Here is a 20,993-nt window from a genome sequence, read left to right on the forward strand (position 1 = left end):
CGGCGCCCCGTCAGAGGGTCGAGTGCGCCAGGTCGTACTGGTACATGACGTGCTCGACCAACGTGATCAGCACGTCCTTGGCGGATGCCCGCTGCCGCGCGTCGCAGAGCATGAGCGGCACGTTCGGGGCGACGTCCAGCGCATGCCGAACCTCCTCGGCCGTGTACTTGTGGGCGCCGTCGAAACAGTTGACGCCGACGATGAACGGCACACCGCGGCGTTCGAAGAAGTCCACGGCCGGGAACGAGGTCTCCAGGCGCCGCGGATCGGCCAGCACGACCGCACCGATGGCGCCCTCGGCCAGCTCGTCCCACATGAACCAGAACCGGTCCTGCCCGGGTGTGCCGAACAGGTACAGGATCAGTTCCGGGCTGATGGTGATACGGCCGAAGTCGAGCGCGACCGTGGTGCTGACCTTCGACTCGACCCCGGTCAGGTCGTCGACCCCGGCGGAGGCCGAGGTGATCGCCTCCTCCGTACGCAGCGGCGGCACCTCGCTGACCGACCCGACCAGGGTGGTCTTGCCGACGCCGAAACCGCCGGCGATCAGCAGCTTCGCGGCAATAGCCTCGGCATCGCCGACACCGCCCGCGTCACCTCCGCCGTCGGCCCCTCCGGCCTCGCTAGCCCCTCTGCCGGCCCCAGCCGCATTGCCGGGTTCGAGATGTCCGGGTGTCATCGAAAACCGCCTGCGATACGTGTCGTGTCCGATTCCGTGGGAAAGTCCGCCGGCATACCGTCACCGGGGAGCAACATCTTCGCAGCAGATTCCGATCACGGATGCGGCGGCCCAAGAATCGCGAGGATCGATCACGTCCGCGGCGCGGCGGTCAACACCGCTCCCACACGTTTCACCATCATGTTCATCGAGTACGCCACCATGCCCATGTCGGCATCCGACGACGTCAACAACGCCAGGCACGCGCCGCTGCCCGCGGCGGTGACGAACAGGAACGCATGGTCCATCTCGACGAGCGTCTGGCGCACTCCCCCACCGCCGAACTGCCGTCCCGTACCGCGCGCCAGGCTCTGGAAACCGGACGCGATGGCCGACAGATGCTCGGCCTCCTCCGCCGTCATGTTGCCGGAGTTGCCCATCAGCAGCCCGTCGGAAGAGAGCACGACCGCCCTGTCGGCGCCGGCGACCTCCTTCACCAGGTCGTCCAGCAACCAGCCGAGCTCACTACCCCTGTTCGTCATCGTGGTCCTTCCCCATCCTGACGGGCACGTTGCGTGCCACGTTGGAAACCTGCGAAGCGGTCGCGCACCGCGTCCGCGTTCGGCGTTCGTCCATCTCCGCCGCCGACCGGCCGGCCCTGCCCGGGCTCCGGAGTCTCCGGCGGCGCCTCCCTCAATTGCGGAACCAGGTTCTCCTGTTTACGCCTCCTCGGCAGCGGCGGCTTGCCCTGCCCCGACACCTGGGTCGGCTGCATCGGCTGGCCGGTCTGCTGCGGCATCGGTGGTTTGCGCGGCCGCGGCGGCGGGGCCGGCTGCCGCGGCTCCGGTTGCGGTTGTGCCTGCTCACGTGCGTGTCGCCGACGCAAGGGCTCCGGTCGCCCGGCCGAGTCCGTCCCGGCATGTCCGGCAGGCCCCGCAGATGCGGCCTGGTCGGATGATCGGACGGCGTCCTGCTCGCCGGTGTCCCGTCGAGCGCTGCCGAACCACCCTCCGCCCGGTGGTGCCGGCGTTTCTGCCTGAGGTGGCTCGGCCGGAGGTTGCTCCCGCGACGTCGAACCGAGGCCCGCCAGGGTTTCGCTCACCGACGCGGCCCGCCGGCGCGGTTCGGCCGTCGACCACGGCCTGGCCACCGGACGCCGCTCACCGGTCGGACGCTGCTCGCCGGTCGGCCGCTGCTCGCCCGTAGAACGCGCGTCACCCACAGCACGCTGCTCGCCGGTCGGACGCGACTCGGCGGTCGGCGCCGCAGTGGGCGGGGTGGGCGGCGCGGTCGGTTCGGCTGTCGGCCATGCGGGTCCGACCGGGCCACCGCCGTCGGGCCGCCGGTCGACTCCCTGGCCGGGTGCCGGCGCAGGTGTCCGATCAGGCGCGGCCGGGACGGCGGGTTGCTCACCCGTGCTGCGGGTCGGCGGCTCGGCCGCCACCACGGGGAAACCGCCCGTTCCGCTGACGGAACCGAGCAGGTCGGAACCGAGACGCACGATGGCACGGGTGCCGCCGTGGATGGCCTCGCGCAGCCGCACCTGGACGCCGTGCCGCGCGGCGAGGCGCGCGACCACGAACAGGCCCAGTCGCGGTTCGTCCGAGAGCGCCATGAAGCTGAAGTCGGGAGGTTGGGCCAACAGCTCATTCAGTCGCGCGGCGTCGTCCTCCTCGATGCCGAGGCCCTGGTCCTCGATCTCGATGATCACGCCGCGACCCTCGGCCGCCTCGCCGCGCACCTGCACGCGCGAGTCCGGCGGGGAGAACGCCGTCGCGTTGTCGAACAACTCGGCCAACAGGTGGACGAGGTCTCCGACCGCCGGGCCGATCACCGTGGCCTCGGGCAGTCCGACGATGTCGATCCGCCGGTAGTGCTCGATCTCGGCGGTCGCTCCCTGCACCAGGTCGGACACCGACACCGGGTTGCGCCATCGCCGGCCGGGCTGCTCGCCACCCAGGATGATCAGGTTCTCGGCGTTCCGACGCGACCGCGTCGCCAGGTGGTCGAGCCGGAACAGCACCTCGAGCTGCTTCGGGTCCTCGAGACCGCGTTCGGCCTCGTCGAGGGCCTTGAGCTGGCGATGCACCAGGACCTGGCTGCGGTGCGCGATGTTGAGGAACACCGTGCGCGTGCCCTCGCGTACGCGCGACTCCTCGATCGCCGCCCGGACGGCGGTCCGCTCGGCCTTGGCGAACGCGTCCGCGACCTGGCCGATCTCGTCCTGCCCGTGGTCGGAGGACTTGAGGTCGACGACGTCGACGTTCTCGCCCCTGCGCACCCGCGCGACCATCTCGGGCAGCTGGTTCTCGGCCAGGTCCAATGTCTCCTCGCGGAGCCGGACGAGCCGGCGGACCAGCCAGGACGCCAGCCGCCACGCGAAGAAGATCAGCGTGCTGCCGACGAGGACGGCCGCGGCGGCGGCGATGATCGCCACGGTCAGCGTGCGGTCGGCGCGCGCCACGCCTTCGTCGGTGGCGTTGGTGCTCTGTTCGATGTAGAGCGACATGAGCGAGCCACCGACCTCGCTGGCCGCCGCGTGCCACTCCTGTTCCGACACCGGGATGCGCTGGGTGCCGCCGCCGTTGCTGATGACGGCGTCCTCGACGCTGTTCACGGTCTGCCACGCGGGACTGTTCTGCAGTTCCTCGAACTGGGCGCGCACCGACGGGATCATCGAGGCCCGCGCGAGCTGGGTCCGGTAGGCGCCGATCTCGCCCGCGTACGCCTCGAACTCCTCGTTGCTGAGCCCACCGTTGGCCCGTCCCGCGGCGGCGAGCGCGTCGGCCCGGGCCATGCCGTCGGCCGCGGTGAACAGCGGCATCGACGTGATGCGCAGGTAGGCGGTCTCGGCGTCGGGCGTCAGCCTGGCGACGCCGGTGAGTCCGGCGGCGACCGTGTCGATGATGCGGTTGTAGAACTCGTAGGCGTCCCGCAGCTCCGGACCGCCGCCCGGCGTGTTGGGGCCGTTGTCGACCTGCTGGCGGAAGATGGTGATCGCCCCGAGCTGCTCCTCGAGCTGCGAGATGCTGGCGCGGATCTCGTCGGTGGCGCCGTCGACCATGCCCTCGACGTCGCTCATGAGCCGTTCGGCCGCGGCGTCGGTGGCGTCGCGCTGCTCGGCGAGTTCGTCGGATCCGGGCGACTCGGCGACGGCCTGCAGCGTGAGGCGGCGTTCCTCACGGATCGCGCCGAAGAAGTCGACACCGGGCTGTGCGGCCTCGTGCACTCGGACGACGAAATCGCGCCCCTTGGCGGCGTCGTAGATGAGATAACCCGAGAGGACTACGCCAACCAGGAGAAGCGCCACGCTGGGTATCAGCGCCGCCGCGAGTACGCGTCCGCGCAGTGAACGCCGGGACGGCTTGGTGGCCACGCCTCAAGGCCCTTTCATCGACGCCGGATGACTGCCCAGGGCCCCCATCCCCGCTGCACATGCGGGGACGCCACCACGCCGTGTAAGCCCTACATGCGAAGCGGAGGCTATGCAGCCCGGTCGAGTGAGTCAACGCTCATAACTCACGTGGATCACCACTCTCGGCATACGCCAAGCGGACTAGCTGCCCTTTCTTCCCCCAATGGGCAACTTGATCATCACAGGACGTGACCAACGTCATGCTCCAGCCGGCGCACGACGAAGGTCTCACCCGCCCGGCGTAACCAAGCCGGGCGGAACCGCGATACGTGCTATGAGGCCCGGCCGGGAACCCGGCATCCGGCTAGCGAGAGGCAGCTTCCCAGGAGACGCGCGATGCTCAGACGTCAGATCAGTGATCACTGGCCGTCGCACCTGCTCATCGAGCGGGTGCTGTTCCTGCTGCTCGCGCTCGCCTTCGCCGCGACGGCGACGCTGCAACTGTTCCTCGCCGACAGCATGTCGGTGTGGTGGCCGATCGTGCTCGCGGTGCTGCTGGCGCTGGCCGCGCTCCTCTGCCTGTACGTCGCGGTCCGCGCGGGCGAGTCCGACAAGCACGCCGCCGACGACTGACCCGGCACCGGGCACACAAGCACCCACGGCCTCGCAAGCACCCGGCACGCAAGCGCCCGGCACGCAACGAGCTCAGCCTTCGGCGACGAGCGGCTCCAACGCCAGTTCCGGATGCGCCCGCAGCAGGATGCGCAGCGACATCTCGTCGTCGAACACGGCCAACTCGGTCCCGTCGGCCCGGTCGAGGACCTCGCTGCGGCGGCCGGCGTCGACGATGGACCGCTGTGCCGGGTCGCCGAGTCGGCGCACGGCGCTGTAGGGCAGTCGGTCGAGTTTCACGGGCGCGTTGAACTCGTGCTCCATACGGTGGGTGGCGACCTCGAACTGCATGGGCCCGACCGCGGCGAGCACGGGAGCACCGTCGCCGCGCAGGTCGGAGGTCAGCAACTGCACGACGCCCTCGGCGCCGAGCTGGTCGATACCCTTGCGGAACTGTTTGGCCTTGCTCAGGTCGGCGGGCGTGGCGACGGCGAAGTGGGCGGGCGCGAACTGCGGCAGGCCGGGGAACCGCACGGCCGGTTTGCCGGCGTAGAGCGTGTCGCCGACGCGCAGTGCCGTGGCGTTGACCAGACCGATCACGTCGCCGGGAAACGCGGTGTCCACAGTGGAACGTTTCTGACCGAACACCTGCTGCACGTACTTGGTGGCGAACGGACGGTTCGTCGTCGCGTTGGTGACGACCATGCCGCGTTCGAACATCCCGGAGCACACGCGCGCGAACGCCACCTGATCGCGGTGTGCGCGGTCCATGCCGGTCTGAACCTTGAACACGAACGCCGAGAACTCGCCGTCCAACGGCCGTGGCGCGCCGTCGACGTCCTCGCGCGGCGCGGGCCGGGGTGCGAGGTCGACGACGAGGTCGAGCAGGTGCCGCACGCCGAAGTTCAACACCGCGGCGCCGAACAACACCGGGGTCGCGCTGGCGTCGTGGAACTTCGCCTCGTCGAACTCGCCACCGGATTCGAGGAGCAGTTCGTACTCCTCGCGCGCGGTGGTCCAGTCCTGCCCGACCTCGGCCTCGGCCTGCTCCGACGACAGGTGCTCCTCGGGGGCCGCCGTGGCGCCGCCGGCGGTGCGCGCGTAGCGGACGTACTCGCCGGTCGGCACGTCGAGCACGCCCTGGAAGTGTCCGGGGGTGCCGACGGGCCAGGTCAGCGGCATGGGCTGCAGGCCGATGCGTTCGACCAGCTCGTCGCACAGTTCGAGAGCCTCACGGCCGGGCCGGTCCCATTTGTTGATGAACGTGAGGACGGGGATGCCGCGGTGCCGGCAGACGTCGAACAGCTTCAGCGTCTGCGGTTCGAGGCCCTTGGCGGCGTCGAGGAGCATGACGGCGGAGTCGACGGCCGACAGCACGCGGTAGGTGTCCTCGGAGAAGTCGGCGTGCCCGGGGGTGTCGAGCAGGTTGATGACGCAGTCGCGGTACTCGAACTGCAGCGCCGCCGACGTGATCGAGATGCCGCGCGCCTGCTCCATCGCCATCCAGTCGGACACGACGCCCTGCCGGCCGCCCTTGCCGTGGACGCGCCGGCCTCGGAGATCACGCGCGCGTGCAGCGCGAGCGCCTCGGTGAGGGTCGATTTACCCGCGTCGGGGTGGCTGATGACAGCGAAGGACCGCCTGCGCTGTGCCTCGCTCAGAGTGGACACGATCCCCCAGGCTACTCCTTCGGCGGGTGACACCCAGATCGAGAACATGTTCTACTTGCGGGATGCGTCATGGCATCGTGTTGTTCACGAGCGACCGCGGTATCGCGCCCGCCTCCGCGGCGCGGCTGGCCGAGGAGGCCGGGTTCACGTCGTTCTACGTTCCCGAGCACACGCACATCCCCATTCGCCGTGCTGCGGCGCATCCGCGGACGGGCGATGCGTCACTTCCGGACGATCGGTACGTGCGCACCCTGGACCCGTGGGTCGCGCTCTCGACGGCGGCGGCCGTCACCTCGCGCATCCGGCTCGGCACGGCGGTGGCGCTGCCGGTGGAACACGATCCCATCGCGCTGGCCAAGACGATCGCCTCGCTCGACCACCTGTCGGGCGGTCGGGTCACGCTGGGTGTCGGATTCGGCTGGAACACCGACGAGCTGGCCGACCACGGCGTTCCGCTGAAGCGGCGCCGCACGATGTTGCGGGAGTACGTGGAGGCGATGCGGGCGTTGTGGACCCAGGACGAGGCCGCCTACGAGGGCGAGTTCGTGTCGTTCGGGCCGAGCTGGGCGTGGCCGAAACCGCCGGCAGGCGACGTGCCGGTGCTGGTCGGCGCCGCCGGCACGGAACGGACGTTCGACTGGATCGCCCGCACGGGGCAGGGCTGGATCACCACGCCGTTGGAGGGCGATCTCGCCGCGAAGGTGCAGGCCCTGCACACCTCGTGGCGGGAGGCGGGCCGCGCGGGCACGCCGGAGGTGGTCGCGCTGGCCGGCAAACCCAATCTCGAGGAGCTCGACGAGTGGGCCGCCGCCGGCGTCACCGAGACGCTGTTCGGCCTGCCGGATCGCGACGAGGACGAGGTCGCCGACTACCTGACCCGCCTCGCCGACACGCTGACCCAGCGCTGAGCGGTTTTCGAACCCGGGCGAGGGGTATTCCTTCTCTCCGGTGGGTTGTGGCCAGTTGCGACCACCGGAGCCGGGGACCCGCCGCCGTCGGGGGCGGCGGGCCCTCCCACGCCCTACTTGACGGCCATCTCGCCGAGTTCGGACCAGTCGTCCTGGTCGACGGTCGTGTTGATCACCCGCGGCGTCTCCTGCAGGTACGGCGGCAACATCTGCTGCGCGGCCTTGAAGTGCGACGAGTTGACGTGCTCGCCGCCCGCGTCGCCGTCCCGGAACGCCTCGACCAGCACGTACTCGTTGGGGTCGTTGAGGCTGCGCGACCACTCGAACCACAGACAGCCGGGCTCGGCCCTGGTGGCGTGCGTGAACGCCTTCGAGATCTCGGGCCACCGGTCGGCGTGCTCGGGCTTCACCCGGAACTTCGCGGTAATGAAGATCATTCGCTTCCTCCTGGATCAGGCGTGGGGACGACTGCGGCCAGGCTAGGCGACACCGCACGTTCCGGCTGGGGCGCCGGGCCCCGGCCCTCACCCCAGGACGGCGAGTTCGTCGTCGGTGAGCAGCCGGGAGCGGATCAGGAACCGCACCCCTTCCGGGGCTTCGAGGGAGAACCCGCTGCCCCGGCCCTGCACGACGTCGATCGTGAGGTGCGTGTGCTTCCAGTACTCGAACTGCGAACGCGACATCCACACCGGCACGGGGTCGTGCACCCCGGCGACGTCGAGGTCGCCGAGGTGCACGTCCGCTGCTCCGGTACGGAACTCACCGGCCGGATAGCACATCGGAGCGCTGCCGTCGCAGCATCCACCGGACTGGTGGAACATCAACGGCCCGTGCACGTCGGCCAGTCGCCGCAGCAGATCCGCCGCGGCCTCGGTGAGATCCACCCTGTTCATCGTCAGAAGAATCCCTGCGCATCGGGTGAGTACGACACGAGCAGGTTCTTCGTCTGCTGGTAGTGGTCGAGCATCATCCGATGGTTCTCCCTGCCGATGCCGGACTGCTTGTACCCGCCGAAAGCTGCGTGTGCCGGGTAGGCGTGGTAGCAGTTCGTCCACACGCGACCCGCCTGGATGTCACGGCCCGCGCGGAAGGCGGTGTTGCCGTCGCGCGACCAGACACCGGCACCGAGGCCGTACAGCGTGTCGTTGGCGGTCTTGATCGCGTCGTCGTAGTCGTCGAAGGACGCCACCGACACCACCGGACCGAAGATCTCCTCCTGGAAGACCCGCATCTTGTTGTCCCCGGCGAACACCGTCGGCTGGACGTAGAAACCGCCGGACAGTTCACCGCCGAGATCGGCCTTCTCACCACCGATGAGGACCTTCGCGCCCTCCTGCTTGCCGATGTCGATGTACGACAGGATCTTCTCGAACTGATCGTTCGAGGCCTGGGCGCCGATCATCGTGTCGGTGTCGAGCGGGTTGCCCTGCTTGATCTGCTCGACCCGGGCGACACCGTCGGTGACGAACCGTTCGTAGATCGACGACTGCACCAGCGCACGTGATGGACACGTGCACACCTCGCCCTGGTTGAGGGCGAACATCGCGAAGCCCTCCTGTGCCTTGTTGTAGAAGGCGTCATTTGCGTCGGCGACGTCGGAGAAGAAGATGTTCGGACTCTTTCCGCCCAGCTCGAGCGTCACCGGGATGATGTTCTCGCTGGCGTACTGCATGATCAGCCGGCCGGTCGTGGTCTCACCGGTGAAGGCGACCTTGCGGATGCCGGGATGCTGGGCCAGCGGCTTGCCCGCCTCGACACCGAAGCCGTTGACGATGTTCACCACGCCGGCGGGCAGCAGGTCGGCGACGAACGACAGGAGGACGTGGATCGACGCGGGGGTCTGTTCCGCGGGCTTGAGCACCACGCAGTTGCCCGCGGCCAGTGCCGGGGCCAGCTTCCACGTGGCCATGAGGATCGGGAAGTTCCACGGGATGATCTGGCCGACCACGCCGAGCGGTTCGTGGAAGTGGTAGGCGACGGTGTCGGCGTCGATCTGCGAAATGCCGCCCTCCTGGGCGCGAATGGCGCCCGCGAAGTACCGGAAGTGGTCGATGGCCAGCGGGATGTCGGCAGCGAGCGTCTCGCGTACCGGCTTGCCGTTCTCCCAGCTCTCGGCGACTGCCAGGGCCTCGAGGTTGGCCTCCATCCGATCGGCGATCTTGTTCAGCAGCCCCGCTCGCTCTGCAGGCGAGGTGCGACCCCACGCATCGGCGGCACCGGTCGCCGCGGCGACGGCCCGGTCGACGTCGTCGGAGGTGCCACGCGCAATCTCGGTGAAGACCGCACCGGTGACCGGTGTCGGATTCTCGAAGTACTGGCCCTTGGCCGGCGGAACGTACTGGCCGCCGATGTAGTGGTCGTACCGCGACTCGAACGCGACGACGCTGCCCGACTGCCCAGGTGCGGCGTAAGTGGTCATCCGATGGAGCCTCTCTGCTCGATGGAACGCTGTGCGAAGCAGTACTGCGCTTGGTGCCCGGACGCTAGGGCCGCGGACGTTGCAGGCCCGTTGCACGGCGCGTCCGCCCGAATGCCCGTCCTTGCCCCGGGGTGTACGACCGAGGCATGCTCAGAGGACGGCCCGGCGTGACCTGCCGGTTTCGCCGAGCCGCGTCCGCACCTGCCGTCATCGTTGCCGCGGAGTGCCCATGGCTGTCGAACCCGCCCGAGACGCCGTTCTCACGACGTCCGACCCGCTGGAGCTGCAACATGCGCTGAAACGGCTCCGGGACGCGACCCTCGGCGGCGAACGGTCACCGGACGCGCCACGCACCGTCATTTCCGAGTCGTGGCAACGGTCGTTGGCGGCGAAGGTCGACCCGGACGACTACCGCCCACCGGAGGTGTACGACTTCGACGAGGTGTCCCAGGTGCGGGCGGACCATCCGTTGCACGCCGTGCTGACCCCGCTGCGGGAGCTGCTCGTGAGCATCTCCGACGAGTCGCAGCACATCACGATCGTCACCGACGCCGACGGCACGATCTTGTGGCGCGAGGGGCCGTCGGCGCTGTGCGGCGTCGCCGACCACGTGGGCCTGCGCGAAGGTACGCGCTGGTCCGAACAGGCGATCGGGACGAACGCGATGGGTACCGCCCTCGCCGTGGACGCCCCGGTGCAGATCTACTCCGCGGAGCACCTGGTGCGCACCTACCACTCGTGGACGTGCGCCGCGGCTCCGATCCACGACCCGGACACCGATCGTGTGCTGGGCGCCATCGACATCAGCGGCAGGCTCGACACGCTGCATCCGGCGATGGTGTCGCTGGTCAACGCGACGGCGCAGGTGGCCGAGAACCACCTGCGGATCAGGATGGAACAGCAGGACGAGCGGATGCGTGCACGGAACATGCGGCATCTCGAGCGCCTGGGCGGCGAGTCGGCGGCTCTTCTCGCACCGTCCGGGAGGGTCATCGCGGCCAACCCGATCGGAGGATTTCCGCGCCGGATCGACCTCGACGACCCCACCGCTTCCCCGCCCGACTCCGACCGGGTCGACGTCGGCGGCCGCGAGGCCCTTCTGGAACCCCTGGCGGGCGGCTATCTGCTCCGTTTCGCCCGTTCCTCGGCTCCGCGGAGGCGGCCGGCGGTGACGTTGTCGCTCCTCGGATCGGCACCCGAGGCGTCGCTCGACGGACGAGTCATCCCGCTCACGCTGCGCCGAGCCGAGATCCTCGCCCTGCTCGTACTCCATCCCGGCGGCCTGACCGCGACCAGCTCGCGATGCATCTGTACGGCGACGACGGCAACCCGACCACGGTCCGCGCCGAGGTGCACCGGCTCCGGGCCGAGCTCGGCGGAGCGCTGCTGGCCAAGCCGTACCGACTGGCGGCCGATATCGACGCCGACTTCGTGCGCGTACGGGATGCGCTCGCAGCGGGCGACGTCGTCGGCGCGGCCACGACCGCCACCGCCCCGCTGCTGTCCCGCTCGGAGTCGCCCACGATCCGGGCCGAGCGCGATCAGCAGACCGCCGCGCTGCGCAAGGCCGTGCTCGACAGTCGAGACGCGCACGCGCTGTGGGCATTGGCGGAGACCGAACCCGGCCGGGACGACATCGAGGTGTTCGAACAGCTCGGTCGCGTGCTGCCCCACGCGGACCCGCGCCGGCCGGTCGTCGACGCTCGGCTGAACTGGCTGCTCGGCAATGAGGACACATCATGAGTGCAACGTCGCTGCAACGTCGGCGCACCTAGTTTCGACCTCGAAACCGACTTCAACGACGAAGGCAGGTGGTGGCGGTGACGCTTCCCGACCAGGTGGAACTCGACCCGGCCCGCGACTACCCGCTCGCGGCCAACCGGCCGGAACTCCTCCGGACGCCGACCGGCAAGCCGATCGACGACCTGACGATGCAGGCGGTCCTGTCCGGCGAGGTCGCCGCCGAGGACCTGCGCATCTCGCCCGACACGCTTCGACTTCAGGCGCAGATCGCCGAGCGGGTCGGCCGCACCCAGCTTGCCCGCAACTTCCGCCGCGCCGCCGAGCTCACGGCCTTGCCCGACGAACTCGTGCTGTCGATCTACAACGCGCTGCGACCCAACGCCTCCACGCGACAGCAGCTGGTCGACATCGCCGACCGCCTGGAGAACGAGTACGCCGCCACGTTGTGCGCGCAGCTGGTGCGGGAGGCCGCCGACGTGTACGAGCGTCGCGACATCCTCGCCGACCCGAGCTGATCCGCCACCCGCCGACAAGGAGGTCCGGCCATGACCGCGGAACCGCTTCCTGCTTCAACCCCATCGTCCAAGCGAACGGAGATCCTCGAGGACCGACCCGTCAACCTCGACGGGTTCGTCGAGGAATGGCCCGAGGTGGGCATGGTCGCGATGGACAGCCCGTACGACCCGACGCCGAGCGTGCGCGTCGCCGACGGCGTCATCGTCGAGATGGACGGCAAGCCGCGGGCCGAGTTCGACTTCCTCGACCAGTTCATCGCCGACCATGCGATCGACGTGTCGGCGACCGAACGTGCGATGGCCCTCGGGCCGGTCGACATCGCGCGCATGCTCGTCGACCCGGCGGTGACGCGTTCCGAGGTCGTCGAGATCGCCGGTGGACTCACCCCCGCGGCACTGCTCGAGGTCGCCAAGACGATGAACGTCGTCGAGATGATGCAGGCGCTGCAGAAGATGCGTGCCCGGCGCACGCCCGCGAATCAGGCACATTCGACGAGCGCCCGGGACAATCCGGTGCAGGTCGCCGCCGAGGCCGCCGAGGCTTCACTGCGCGGGTTCCGGGAACTGGAGACGACCCTGGGCGTGGTGCGCTACGCACCGCTCGTGGCCATCGCGCTGCAGGTCGGTTCGCTGGCCGGGACTCCGGGGGCCCTGACGCAGTGCGCGCTCGAGGAAGCCACCGAACTCGAGCTCGGCATGCGCGGCATCACCGCGTACGCCGAGACGATCTCCGTCTACGGCACCGAGCCCGTGTTCTGCGACGGGGACGACACACCGTGGTCGAAGGCGTTCCTGGCCTCGGCGTACGCCTCACGCGGGATCAAGATGCGCTTCACCTCCGGCACCGGATCCGAGGTGCAGATGGGCAACGCCGAGGGCAAGTCGATGTTGTACCTGGAGATCCGCTGCATCCTCGTCGCCAAGGGCGCGGGTGTGCAGGGCCTGCAGAACGGGTCGATCAGCTGCATCGGCGTCCCGGGTGCGGTGCCGGCCGGCATCCGCGCGGTCCTCGCGGAGAACCTGATCGCCAGCACGGTCGACCTGGAGTGCGCGTCGGGCAACGACCAGTCTTTCTCCCACTCCGACATGCGGCGCACCGCCCGCCTGCTGCCGCAGTTGCTGCCGGGCACCGACTTCGTCTGCTCCGGCTACTCGGCCGTGCCGAACTACGACAACATGTTCGCCGGGTCCAATCTGGACTCCTCGGACTACGACGACTGGAACACCATCCAGCGCGACCTGCAGGTCGACGGTGCACTGCGGCACGTTCCCGAGGCCGAACTCCTCGCCGCACGCAGCCGTGCCGCCCGCGCCTTGCAGGCGGTGTTCGCCCAGCTCGGACTGCCGACGATCACCGACAAGGAGGTCGAGGCCGTCACCTACGCGCACGGCAGCCAGGACCTGCCGATGCGCGACGTGCTCGAGGACCTCAAGGCAGCCCAGTCGGTGATGGATCGTGGCATCACCGGACTCGACGTGATCAAGGCACTCGAGGCGTCCGGCCACAGCGACATGGCGCGAACCCTCCTGGCCGTGCTGCGGCACCGCGTGTCCGGCGACCTGCTGCACACGTCGGCGATCCTCACCTCGGAACTGGAGACGCTGTCGGCGGTCAACGACGCCAACGACTACGCAGGTCCCGGCACCGGCTATCGCCCGTCGGGCGAACGCTGGGACGAGATGAAACGGCTGCGCCACGTCGTCAGTGCACGCAACCCCGAGACCGAAGTCGGCTGACCGAGAAGGGACCTGGGCCATGACCAGTACGGAGGCGCAGACGATGCGGGTCCTCGACGCCGTGGAACGGGGCGAGGCCGCGGTAGGGACCCGCCCGGACGAGGTGGTCATCGGGATCTCACCGGCGTTCGGCGACTTCTTCACCCGGACGATCGTCGACGTCCCTCACGCCGAGGTGCTCCGTGAACTCCTGGCCGGTGTCGAGGAGCAAGGTGTCGGCGCACGGGTGATCCGCTACCGCGGCGGCTCGGACCTCGCCGTCATCGCGCACACGGCCGCGCGACTGTCCGGTTCGGGGATCGGTATCGGTGTGCTGTCGCGCGGCACGACGATGATCCACCAGAAGGATCTCGTCCGGCTGTCGAACCTGGAGTTGTTCCCGCAGGCACCGCTGCTGGACCCGGAGACGTTCCGCAAGGTCGGCCGCAACGCGGCACGCTATGCCAAGGGCGAGTCGCCGGAACCCGTGCCGGCGCGCAACGACTACATGGCTCGGCCACGATGGCAGGCCAAGGCCGCGCTGCTGCACATCAAGGAGACCGAGTTCGTGACCCCCGGGGCGGCGCCGGTCGAACTGGACGTGCGGATCCGCCTCGCCGACGCTGGATGACGGCGGGAGGGGCGGCGCGCGACGGCACGGAGCTCGTCGTCGGCGTCGATATCGGGAACTCCACGACCGAGGCCTGCCTGGCCGAGATCGGCCCGAGCGGACCGCGCTACCTGGGCGGGGCCCTGGCGCCGACCTCGGGGGTGAAGGGCACGGCCGAGAACGTGCCCGGCGTGGTGAAGGTGGTCCACGAGGCGCTGTCGGCGGCGGGCCGCTCGGCCGACGAGCTCACGACCGTGCTGGTCAACGAGGCCACGCCGGTGATCAGCGGCCTGGCCATGGAGACGATCACCGAAACGATCATCACCGAGTCGACGATGATCGGGCACAACCCGGACACCCCCGGTGGCGCCGGGCTCGGTGTGGGCACGACGGTCGCGTTCGCGGACCTGGCCGACTGCAGGCCGGGTGAGCCGGTGGTCTGCGTCGTCGGGGGCGGGGTCGACTTCGAGGACGCCGCGGCGGGGATCGACGCCGCCGTCGCGCGCGGGGTGGAGGTCGCCGGTGCCGTGGTCCGCGCCGACGACGCCAACCTGATCGTGAACCGTCTGAGCACGCCGATTCCCGTGGTGGACGAGGTGACACTCGTCGAGAAGGTCCCGCTCGGGATGCCCGCGGCCGTCGAGGTCGCCGAACCGGGGCGAACGGTACGGACGCTGTCCAACAGCTACGGCATCGCCACGCTGTTCGAGCTCACCCCGGAGCAGACGCGGATGGTCGCTCCGGTCGCGCGGGCGCTCGTGGGCAACCGGTCGGCGGTCGTGGTGCGCACCCCCCGCGGGGATATCGCCGACCGGCGCATCCCGGCGGGAACGCTCACGCTGATCGGTGAGCACTCGACGCTGGCTGTGGGCATCGACGCGGGAGCCGACGAGATCATGGCGACGCTGCGCCGCGTGGCACCCCTGTCGGATGCAACCGGCGAGGCGGGTACCCACGTCGGAGGCATGCTCGCGGCGGTGCGCGACGCGATGACCGAGACGCTGGCCGACGGCCCGGTCGGACGACCCGGTGATCAGGACGTGCGGATCCAGGACGTATTGGCCGTCGACACGTTCGTCCCCCAGCACGTGACCGGGGCGCTGGCCGGCGAGTTCGCGCTGGAGAACGCGGTCGCGCTCGCGGCCATGGTGCGCACGAGCCGCGGGCCGATGGAGGCGCTCGCCGAGCAGATCCGCGCGACGCTCGGCACGGACGTCGTGGTCGGCGGGGTCGAGGCGGACATGGCCGTGCTGGGTGCGCTGACCACCCCGGGCACCGAACGGCCCGTGGCGATCCTCGACCTCGGCGGAGGGTCGACGGACGCGGCGCTGGCGATGCCGGGCGGCGACGTGACGTCGGTGCACCTGGCCGGTGCAGGCGACCTGGTGACGAAGCTGATCGACTCCGAACTCGGCCTCGAGAACCGGGACCTGGCCGAGGACATCAAACGCCATCCGCTGGCCAAATCGGAGAGCTTCTTCCACGTGCGGTTGGAGGACGGCACGGCCCGGTTCTTCGACGAACCGCTGCCCACCGACGCGTTCGCCCGCGTCGTCGTCCTGGGCGAGGAGGGTATGCGCCCGATCCCGACGCGCCATTCGCTCGAGCGGATCCGGCAGGTGCGCAGGTCGGCGAAACACAAGGTCTTCGTCGTGAACGCGGTTCGCGCGCTGGAGCGCGTCGCACCGGGCGGCAATCTGCGCGAGATCGGCTTCGTCGTCGTGCTGGGCGGGTCCGCGCTGGACTTCGAGATCCCGGATCTCATCGCCGAGGCGGTCGCGGGTTCGGGGATCGTCTGCGGAACGGGCAACGTGCGCGGCTCGCAAGGCCCGCGCAACGCCGTGGCCACCGGGCTGGTCGCCGACCACGCCGGGGGTGCCCGGTGAACCCGACCGATCGCCGCACGGAGCGGGCCCGCAGGCGGCCCCCGGCCGTTGTCCTGCGCCACCTCGGAGACCCGGGCGCGGTCGCCCGCGACGTGTGCGCCGGCCTCGAGGAGGAGGGCGTGCCGGTCGTCGTCGAGGGCGCTGTCGTCGAGAGCGCTGTCGCCGAGGGCGGGCGGTCCGGCGAAGAAGCCACCGGAGACGGCGGAAACGCGGTCAGCCTCGCCTTCGCTGCGGCACAGGCGTCGTCCTTGGGCGTCGGTATCGGCATAGCAACCGGCGTGGCGGGCAATGCGGTGTGTGTGCATCACGCCAAGCGGCCTGCCGCACGGCCGGTGCTGACGGCCGACCCCACGCAGGCCCGCTGGTGCGGGCACAACGCGGCCCGGCTGGTGGTCGGGCTGCCGTTCAAACAGCAACCCGGGACGACCCGAGAACGGATGGAGGAATCGTGGCCGCACAGCTGACCATGGACGATGCCCGGCAGGTGCTCGACGCCGCGCTCGCAAAGGCGCTCGAGATCGGACAGCCGATGAACGTCGCCGTCGTCGATGCCGGTGCCCATCTGGTGACGTTCGCCCGCCAGGACGGTGCGATCCTGGCGAGCATCGACATCGCCACGCGCAAGGCACGTACCGCTGCGCTGATGAGGATGACGACGGCGCAGGTCGGCGAGGCGGCTCAGCCCGGCGCGCCGCTGTACGGCATCGAGGGCACGAACGGCGGGCTGGTCGTCTTCGGCGGCGGCATCCCGTTGACGCGCGACGGAGAGGTCGTCGGCGCCATCGGGGTCAGCGCGGGCAGCGTCGAACAGGACACCGAGGTCGCCGAGGCGGGAGTCTCCGCCCTGCCCTGACAGACTGGCGACACCGCACATTCCGGCCGCGCGCGCAGTTGTTCCCGCCGACTTGGGCGCACTAGCGTGCCCGGTATGGCGCGCGAACCCTTCGACGACGAACGGTTGGCGGCGATGCTCGTGCACGGTCCACAACGGACACGGGTGGAGATCGTCGACCACGACCCGGAGTGGCCCCGCCGGTTCGAGCGCAGGGCGGTGCAGCTGCGACAGGTCCTGGGTGAGCGGGCGCGGCTGATCGAGCACATCGGCTCGACGTCGGTGCCCGGACTCGCGGCCAAACCGGTCGTCGACATCGTCGTGGGCATCGACGACCCGGACGACGAGGCCGCCTACCTGCCCGACCTCGAGGCCGCGGGGTACGACCTGCGCGTCACCGAACCGGGACATCGCGCGTTGCGCGCCGGCGATCCGGACGAACCGGTGAACCTGCACTGCTACGCACCCGACGACGTCGAGACGCGGCGGTACCTGGTGTTGCGCGACCACCTGCGCACCCACCCGGACGACCGCGACCTCTACGCGGACACGAAACGCGAGCTCGCCCGCCGCGAGTGGGACGACATGAACTACTACGCCGAGGCGAAGGGCCCCGTCATCCGGGACATCCTCGCCCGCGCAGGCTGGGTCGAGCCCTGACGCCTGGTCAGCCGGCTTTGGGGGTGCTGGTGAGGTAGGTGGCGGACATGTCGTCGTCGCCGTGCTCGCGGGCACCTTCGGCGAACCGGTGGCGGATGGTGCGCAGCATGGGCAGGTCGAGGTCGGCGTCGGCGGCCGCCTCGTCGATGAGCCGTGTGTCCTTGGCCGCGAGGGACAGTTTCATGGCCGGGTCGAACTGCCGGGCGATCATCGCGGTGGCCTTGGCCTGCAGGTACGGCAGGTCGAGCGCCCCGCCCGACACGGCCTCGAGGAACTGTTTCGGGTCGACGTCGAGGCCCTCGGCGAGCGCGACCGTCTCCGCGGTCGCCTCGACGACCGACGCCACCCACGCGTTCGCCACGAGCTTCAAGCGGCTGCCCGCACCGGCCTCGCCGACCCACAGCGTCCTGCTGCCGACGGCGTCGAACACCGGCTCGAGGCGTTCGCGCATGTCCTCGCCACCCGAGGCGAGGACCACGAGCTCGCCCGCCTCGGCGGGTGCCGTCGTGCCCAGCACGGGTGCGTCGACGAACGTCACGCCCGCCGTTTCGGCCAGGTCGGCGAGCCGCTGCGTGCCGTCGATGCCGACGGTGCTCATCTGCAACCACACCGCTCCGTCGGCGGCGCGGGTCAACGAGTCGTCGAGGATCTCGAGGATCACGTCGGCGTCGGCCAGCATGGTGAGCACGACGTCGACGCCCTCGGCGGCGCTGCGCACGTCGTCGCACAGCGTGACGCCCTCGGCGGCGAGTGGTTGCATCTTGTCGGGGCTGCGGTTCCAGGCCCGCACCTCGAATCCGGCGCGGGCGAGGTTGCGCGCCATGGGCAGGCCCATCAGACCGCCCGCCCCCAGGAACGCGACGCTGGTGATCTCACGATTCGACTCGGCCACGGTTCGTCCTTCCGCCGTCGACGGCCCCGTCGCACGTCCCCGGAGCCGCCGTGTGTCGTGCGCACGTGCTACTCCAATGATCAGGCGTAACGGGCGTGGGCGCCCACCGAGTTACGCCGCGGCGCCGAGCGCTCCGCCCACGACCCGGGTGGCCTCCACCAGGGCGACGGCCGCGCCCTCCTCGGTGGCCCGTTCGCCGCGCGGCGAGGTGTAGACGGCGATGACCAGTGGTGCCCGCTCCGGCGGCCACACGACGGCGACGTCGTTGGTCTCCCCCTCGGCACCCGTTCCGGTCTTGTCACCGACTACCCAGTCGGGTGGCAGTCCGGCCTTGATGCGCTCGTCACCGGTGGTGTTGCCCTTGAGCCAGTCCGCCAGGTGCCGTTGGGCCGGCGCATCGAGGCGCCGTCGAACAGCAGTGTGCGGGTGCAGTCGCCCATCGCGGCGGGCGTCGTCGTGTCGAGGGACGTGCTGCGCGTGTTGAGTTCGGGTTCCCACCGGTCGAGGCGGGTCACGCGGTCGCCGGTCTCCCGCAGGAACCCGGTCACGTGCTCGGGTCCGCCGACCTGCGCGGTCAGCAGGTTCGCCGCCGAGTTGTCGCTCTGGGTGATGGCCGCATCGCACAGTTCGGCGACGGTCATCGTCTGGCCGACGCGTTCGGCGACGACGGGCGCGTACTCCAGCACGTCCTCCTGGCGGATCGGCACGGGTTGGTCGAGCGGCACGCCGCGGCCGAGCGTGGCGGCCACGATCGGCAGTTTCGCCGTGGATGCCATGAGGAATCGTTCGCGTTCGCGGTAGCGCACGGCGAACCCGTTGCCGGTGTCGACGGCGTAGACGCCGAGCCGGCCGCCGAAACGCGTCTCGACGGCGTGCAGTTGGCCTGTGATGTCGGGGCCCTCGGGTAGCCGCGAGGGCACGCCCGCTCCTTGGGGAGGTGGTTCGGCGTCGTCGTCCGTGGTGCACGCGGCGAGTCCGGCGGCCGCGGCGGCCAGCAGTACTCCGCGACGTGTCCAGTGGTGGTCCTGCACCCTGCCAGCCTGCCACCTGCCGCGCGGACGCGCCGCTCCCGACACGGATCATCACCTCGGCGGCGCAACAGGTCGGACCTTCCGGGCGGGTTGGCCCGCTTGGCGCAGATCACGGGGCGACGGCGGGACGTCCGCGGGACACGTGACCTACCGTGGCCGTTGTGCAGATCCGCAATTTCACCGACGCCGACTGGCCCGCCGTGTGGCCGATCGTGCGCGAGGTCATCCGCGCCGAGGACACGTTCGCCGTCGCCCCCGACCTGACCTCCGAGCAGGCATACGACTTCTGGGTGGACGGCCACACGGTCGTCGCCGTGAACGACGCGGGCGACATCGCCGGCACGGCGCACATGGACGCCAACCGGCCCGGCCGCGGCGCGCACATCTCGACGGCCAGTTTCATGGTGTCGAGCGCGGCGCGCGGCCAGGGCGTCGGCGAGGCGATGGTGCGGTACGCGCTCGACTGGGCACGCGCCGAGGCTACGCCGGCATGCAGTTCAACGCCGTGGTCGAGACCAATACGTCGGCGGTGAAGCTGTACGAGCGGCTCGGGTTCCACATCGTCGGCACGGTGCCCGGCGCGTTCGACCACCCGGTGAAGGGACGAGTCGGCCTGCACATCATGTTCATCGCGTTCTGAACGTTCTGAACGTTCTCCGGCGTTTCCCCGCGGCTCAGCGGCTTCCGAGCTTCGCGAGCGTGGCGGCGAAGCGCTCGCCGATGACGCGGTGCGATTCGGGGCCGGGGTGCAGCGCGTCGGGCAGGGGGAACTCGGCGTGGTCGGCCTCGCCGTACAGCTCCTGTCCGTCCACATGGAACAGATTCGCATCGGCGCGGCCCGCGACGATCTCGCGCAGCTGCGCACGGATGACGGTGAGCGTGAGCTTGCCGGCGGCCACGTCGGCAGGGTCGCCGGTGGCGGCGAACCGGATCTCCCCGGCGCGCAGCGCGTCGACGTCGAAGGTGCCCGGTCCCGGCGTGTGCTCGTGGATGAGGCAATGCAGCGGCGAGATCACCGCGATGGGGGTGTCGGGGTGGCCGTCGCGGATGGTGTCGAGGAAGCCGTGCACGGCGGGCGTGAACGTGCGCAGCCGCATGGCGTCGCTGTTGACGAGGTTGATACCGATCTCGAGGCTGATCAGGTCGGCGGGCCGGTCGCGGATGATGCGGGCGGCGAACGGGTCGAGCATCATGGCGCCGCTGAAGCCGAGGTTGACGAGGTCGACGTCGGCGTGCCGGGCGGCGACCGCGGGCCACGTCCCGGCTGGTCCGGCGGCATTGGAGCCCTGGCTGATCGAGCTGCCGTGGCTGATCCACACCGGACGGTTCCGCGGCGTGGCCGGTGCGACGTCGGCGTCGGCGCGCAGGGCGACGAGTTCGATCGTCTCGTTGTGCGGCAGCCAGATCTCGACGTCCTTTGTGGATTCGCCTGTGGATACTCCGGTGGATTCGCCGAGTCCGTCGAACCGGATGGTGGCCACGGGTC

Annotated in this window: 22 protein-coding genes and 1 pseudogene; 12 read left to right on the forward strand and 11 right to left on the reverse strand. The window is 70.2% G+C overall.

Going from position 1 to position 20,993, the window contains the following annotated elements; all coding sequences use genetic code 11:
• Positions 1-10 precede the first annotated feature (10 nt).
• The 3 genes from BJF85_RS13480 to BJF85_RS13490 all read right to left on the reverse strand — a co-directional run bounded on the left by BJF85_RS13480 (position 11) and on the right by BJF85_RS13490 (position 4,034).
• Positions 11-679 (reverse strand): ATP/GTP-binding protein, encoded by a 669-nt coding sequence (locus BJF85_RS13480; protein ID WP_083666347.1) that lies wholly within the window; start codon positions 677-679, stop codon positions 11-13.
• 131 nt (positions 680-810) lie between these two features.
• Complete coding sequence (locus tag BJF85_RS13485) at positions 811-1,200, reverse strand: roadblock/LC7 domain-containing protein (RefSeq protein ID WP_075847861.1); 390 nt, start codon at positions 1,198-1,200, stop codon at positions 811-813.
• Complete coding sequence (locus BJF85_RS13490; RefSeq protein WP_083666348.1) at positions 1,197-4,034, reverse strand: sensor histidine kinase; 2,838 nt, start codon at positions 4,032-4,034, stop codon at positions 1,197-1,199. Before BJF85_RS13490 ends, BJF85_RS13485 begins: the two co-directional genes overlap by 4 nt.
• Before the next feature lie 375 nt (positions 4,035-4,409).
• On the opposite strand from BJF85_RS13490, the gene BJF85_RS13495 reads away from it, so the two are divergent.
• Positions 4,410-4,646 carry a hypothetical protein gene (locus tag BJF85_RS13495; RefSeq protein ID WP_075847863.1) on the forward strand — a complete coding sequence of 79 codons (237 nt, stop codon included), beginning with the start codon at positions 4,410-4,412 and terminating at the stop codon, positions 4,644-4,646.
• 72 nt (positions 4,647-4,718) lie between these two features.
• On the opposite strand, the pseudogene BJF85_RS13500 reads toward BJF85_RS13495, so the two are convergent.
• Positions 4,719-6,343, reverse strand: a pseudogene (locus BJF85_RS13500) (peptide chain release factor 3).
• A gap of 14 nt (positions 6,344-6,357) precedes the next feature.
• Between BJF85_RS13500 and BJF85_RS13505 the strand changes: the two are divergent.
• Positions 6,358-7,203, forward strand: a complete 846-nt coding sequence (locus BJF85_RS13505; RefSeq protein WP_075847865.1) for an LLM class F420-dependent oxidoreductase — start codon at positions 6,358-6,360, stop codon at positions 7,201-7,203.
• A gap of 113 nt (positions 7,204-7,316) precedes the next feature.
• On the opposite strand, the gene BJF85_RS13510 is transcribed toward BJF85_RS13505, so the two are convergent.
• The 3 genes from BJF85_RS13510 to BJF85_RS13520 form a co-directional block, all read right to left on the reverse strand.
• Complete coding sequence (locus tag BJF85_RS13510; protein ID WP_075847867.1) at positions 7,317-7,640, reverse strand: putative quinol monooxygenase; 324 nt, start codon at positions 7,638-7,640, stop codon at positions 7,317-7,319.
• Between the two features lie 87 nt (positions 7,641-7,727).
• Positions 7,728-8,096 carry a DUF779 domain-containing protein gene (locus tag BJF85_RS13515; protein ID WP_075847869.1) on the reverse strand — a complete coding sequence of 123 codons (369 nt, stop codon included), beginning with the start codon at positions 8,094-8,096 and terminating at the stop codon, positions 7,728-7,730.
• Between the two features lie 2 nt (positions 8,097-8,098).
• Positions 8,099-9,622 carry an aldehyde dehydrogenase family protein gene (locus BJF85_RS13520; RefSeq protein ID WP_075847871.1) on the reverse strand — a complete coding sequence of 508 codons (1,524 nt, stop codon included), beginning with the start codon at positions 9,620-9,622 and terminating at the stop codon, positions 8,099-8,101.
• Positions 9,623-9,851: 229 nt separating this feature from the next.
• Here BJF85_RS13520 and BJF85_RS13525 point away from each other — a divergent pair, with 229 nt between their 5' ends.
• The 8 genes from BJF85_RS13525 (at position 9,852) to BJF85_RS13560 (ending at position 17,584) form a co-directional block, all read left to right on the forward strand.
• Complete coding sequence (locus BJF85_RS13525) at positions 9,852-11,333, forward strand: GAF domain-containing protein (protein WP_369822160.1); 1,482 nt, start codon at positions 9,852-9,854, stop codon at positions 11,331-11,333.
• A 109-nt stretch (positions 11,334-11,442) separates the two neighbouring features.
• Entirely contained in the window at positions 11,443-11,880 is a 438-nt protein-coding gene (locus BJF85_RS13530; RefSeq protein ID WP_255375610.1) for a diol dehydratase small subunit, read from the forward strand.
• Positions 11,881-11,910: 30 nt separating this feature from the next.
• Positions 11,911-13,617: a propanediol/glycerol family dehydratase large subunit gene (locus BJF85_RS13535; RefSeq protein WP_075847873.1), complete on the forward strand. Its 1,707-nt coding sequence runs from the start codon at positions 11,911-11,913 to the stop codon at positions 13,615-13,617.
• Between the two features lie 19 nt (positions 13,618-13,636).
• Complete coding sequence (locus BJF85_RS13540; protein ID WP_075847875.1) at positions 13,637-14,227, forward strand: propanediol/glycerol family dehydratase medium subunit; 591 nt, start codon at positions 13,637-13,639, stop codon at positions 14,225-14,227.
• A complete protein-coding gene (locus BJF85_RS13545; RefSeq protein ID WP_075847877.1) occupies positions 14,224-16,092 on the forward strand; it encodes a diol dehydratase reactivase subunit alpha in 1,869 nt (622 codons plus the stop codon). Before BJF85_RS13540 ends, BJF85_RS13545 begins: the two co-directional genes overlap by 4 nt.
• Positions 16,089-16,556, forward strand: coding sequence for a glycerol dehydratase reactivase beta/small subunit family protein (locus BJF85_RS13550; protein ID WP_083666349.1), 468 nt, complete (start codon positions 16,089-16,091; stop codon positions 16,554-16,556). The genes BJF85_RS13545 and BJF85_RS13550 overlap by 4 nt, the downstream gene beginning before the upstream one ends.
• A gap of 2 nt (positions 16,557-16,558) precedes the next feature.
• A complete protein-coding gene (locus tag BJF85_RS13555) occupies positions 16,559-16,945 on the forward strand; it encodes a heme-binding protein (protein WP_075847911.1) in 387 nt (128 codons plus the stop codon).
• A 75-nt stretch (positions 16,946-17,020) separates the two neighbouring features.
• Positions 17,021-17,584, forward strand: a complete 564-nt coding sequence (locus BJF85_RS13560; RefSeq protein WP_075847879.1) for a GrpB family protein — start codon at positions 17,021-17,023, stop codon at positions 17,582-17,584.
• A gap of 7 nt (positions 17,585-17,591) precedes the next feature.
• Here BJF85_RS13560 and BJF85_RS13565 read toward each other — a convergent pair whose 3' ends face one another.
• From BJF85_RS13565 to BJF85_RS26610, 3 genes are all read right to left on the reverse strand, one after another.
• On the reverse strand, positions 17,592-18,476 hold the full coding sequence (locus tag BJF85_RS13565; protein WP_255375611.1) for an NAD(P)-dependent oxidoreductase: 885 nt from the start codon (positions 18,474-18,476) through the stop codon (positions 17,592-17,594).
• Positions 18,477-18,587: 111 nt separating this feature from the next.
• On the reverse strand, positions 18,588-18,854 hold the full coding sequence (locus tag BJF85_RS31420) for a serine hydrolase (RefSeq protein WP_369822164.1): 267 nt from the start codon (positions 18,852-18,854) through the stop codon (positions 18,588-18,590).
• Positions 18,782-19,552: a serine hydrolase gene (locus BJF85_RS26610; protein ID WP_083666351.1), complete on the reverse strand. Its 771-nt coding sequence runs from the start codon at positions 19,550-19,552 to the stop codon at positions 18,782-18,784. Before BJF85_RS26610 ends, BJF85_RS31420 begins: the two co-directional genes overlap by 73 nt.
• 107 nt (positions 19,553-19,659) lie before the next feature.
• On the opposite strand from BJF85_RS26610, the gene BJF85_RS13575 reads away from it, so the two are divergent.
• Together BJF85_RS13575 and BJF85_RS30090 are read left to right on the forward strand one after the other, a co-directional pair.
• On the forward strand, positions 19,660-20,040 hold the full coding sequence (locus tag BJF85_RS13575; RefSeq protein WP_255375612.1) for a GNAT family N-acetyltransferase: 381 nt from the start codon (positions 19,660-19,662) through the stop codon (positions 20,038-20,040).
• The gene (locus BJF85_RS30090; RefSeq protein WP_255375613.1) at positions 20,013-20,147 is read left to right on the forward strand and encodes a hypothetical protein; all 135 of its coding nucleotides are present in this window, start codon (positions 20,013-20,015) and stop codon (positions 20,145-20,147) included. The genes BJF85_RS13575 and BJF85_RS30090 overlap by 28 nt, the downstream gene beginning before the upstream one ends.
• Before the next feature lie 34 nt (positions 20,148-20,181).
• Here BJF85_RS30090 and BJF85_RS13580 read toward each other — a convergent pair whose 3' ends face one another.
• Complete coding sequence (locus tag BJF85_RS13580; protein WP_369822161.1) at positions 20,182-20,988, reverse strand: SGNH/GDSL hydrolase family protein; 807 nt, start codon at positions 20,986-20,988, stop codon at positions 20,182-20,184.
• Between the last annotated feature and the right edge of the window lie 5 nt (positions 20,989-20,993).

The organism is Saccharomonospora sp. CUA-673, assembly GCF_001942305.1.
Classification (GTDB): Bacteria; Actinomycetota; Actinomycetes; order Mycobacteriales; family Pseudonocardiaceae; genus Prauserella.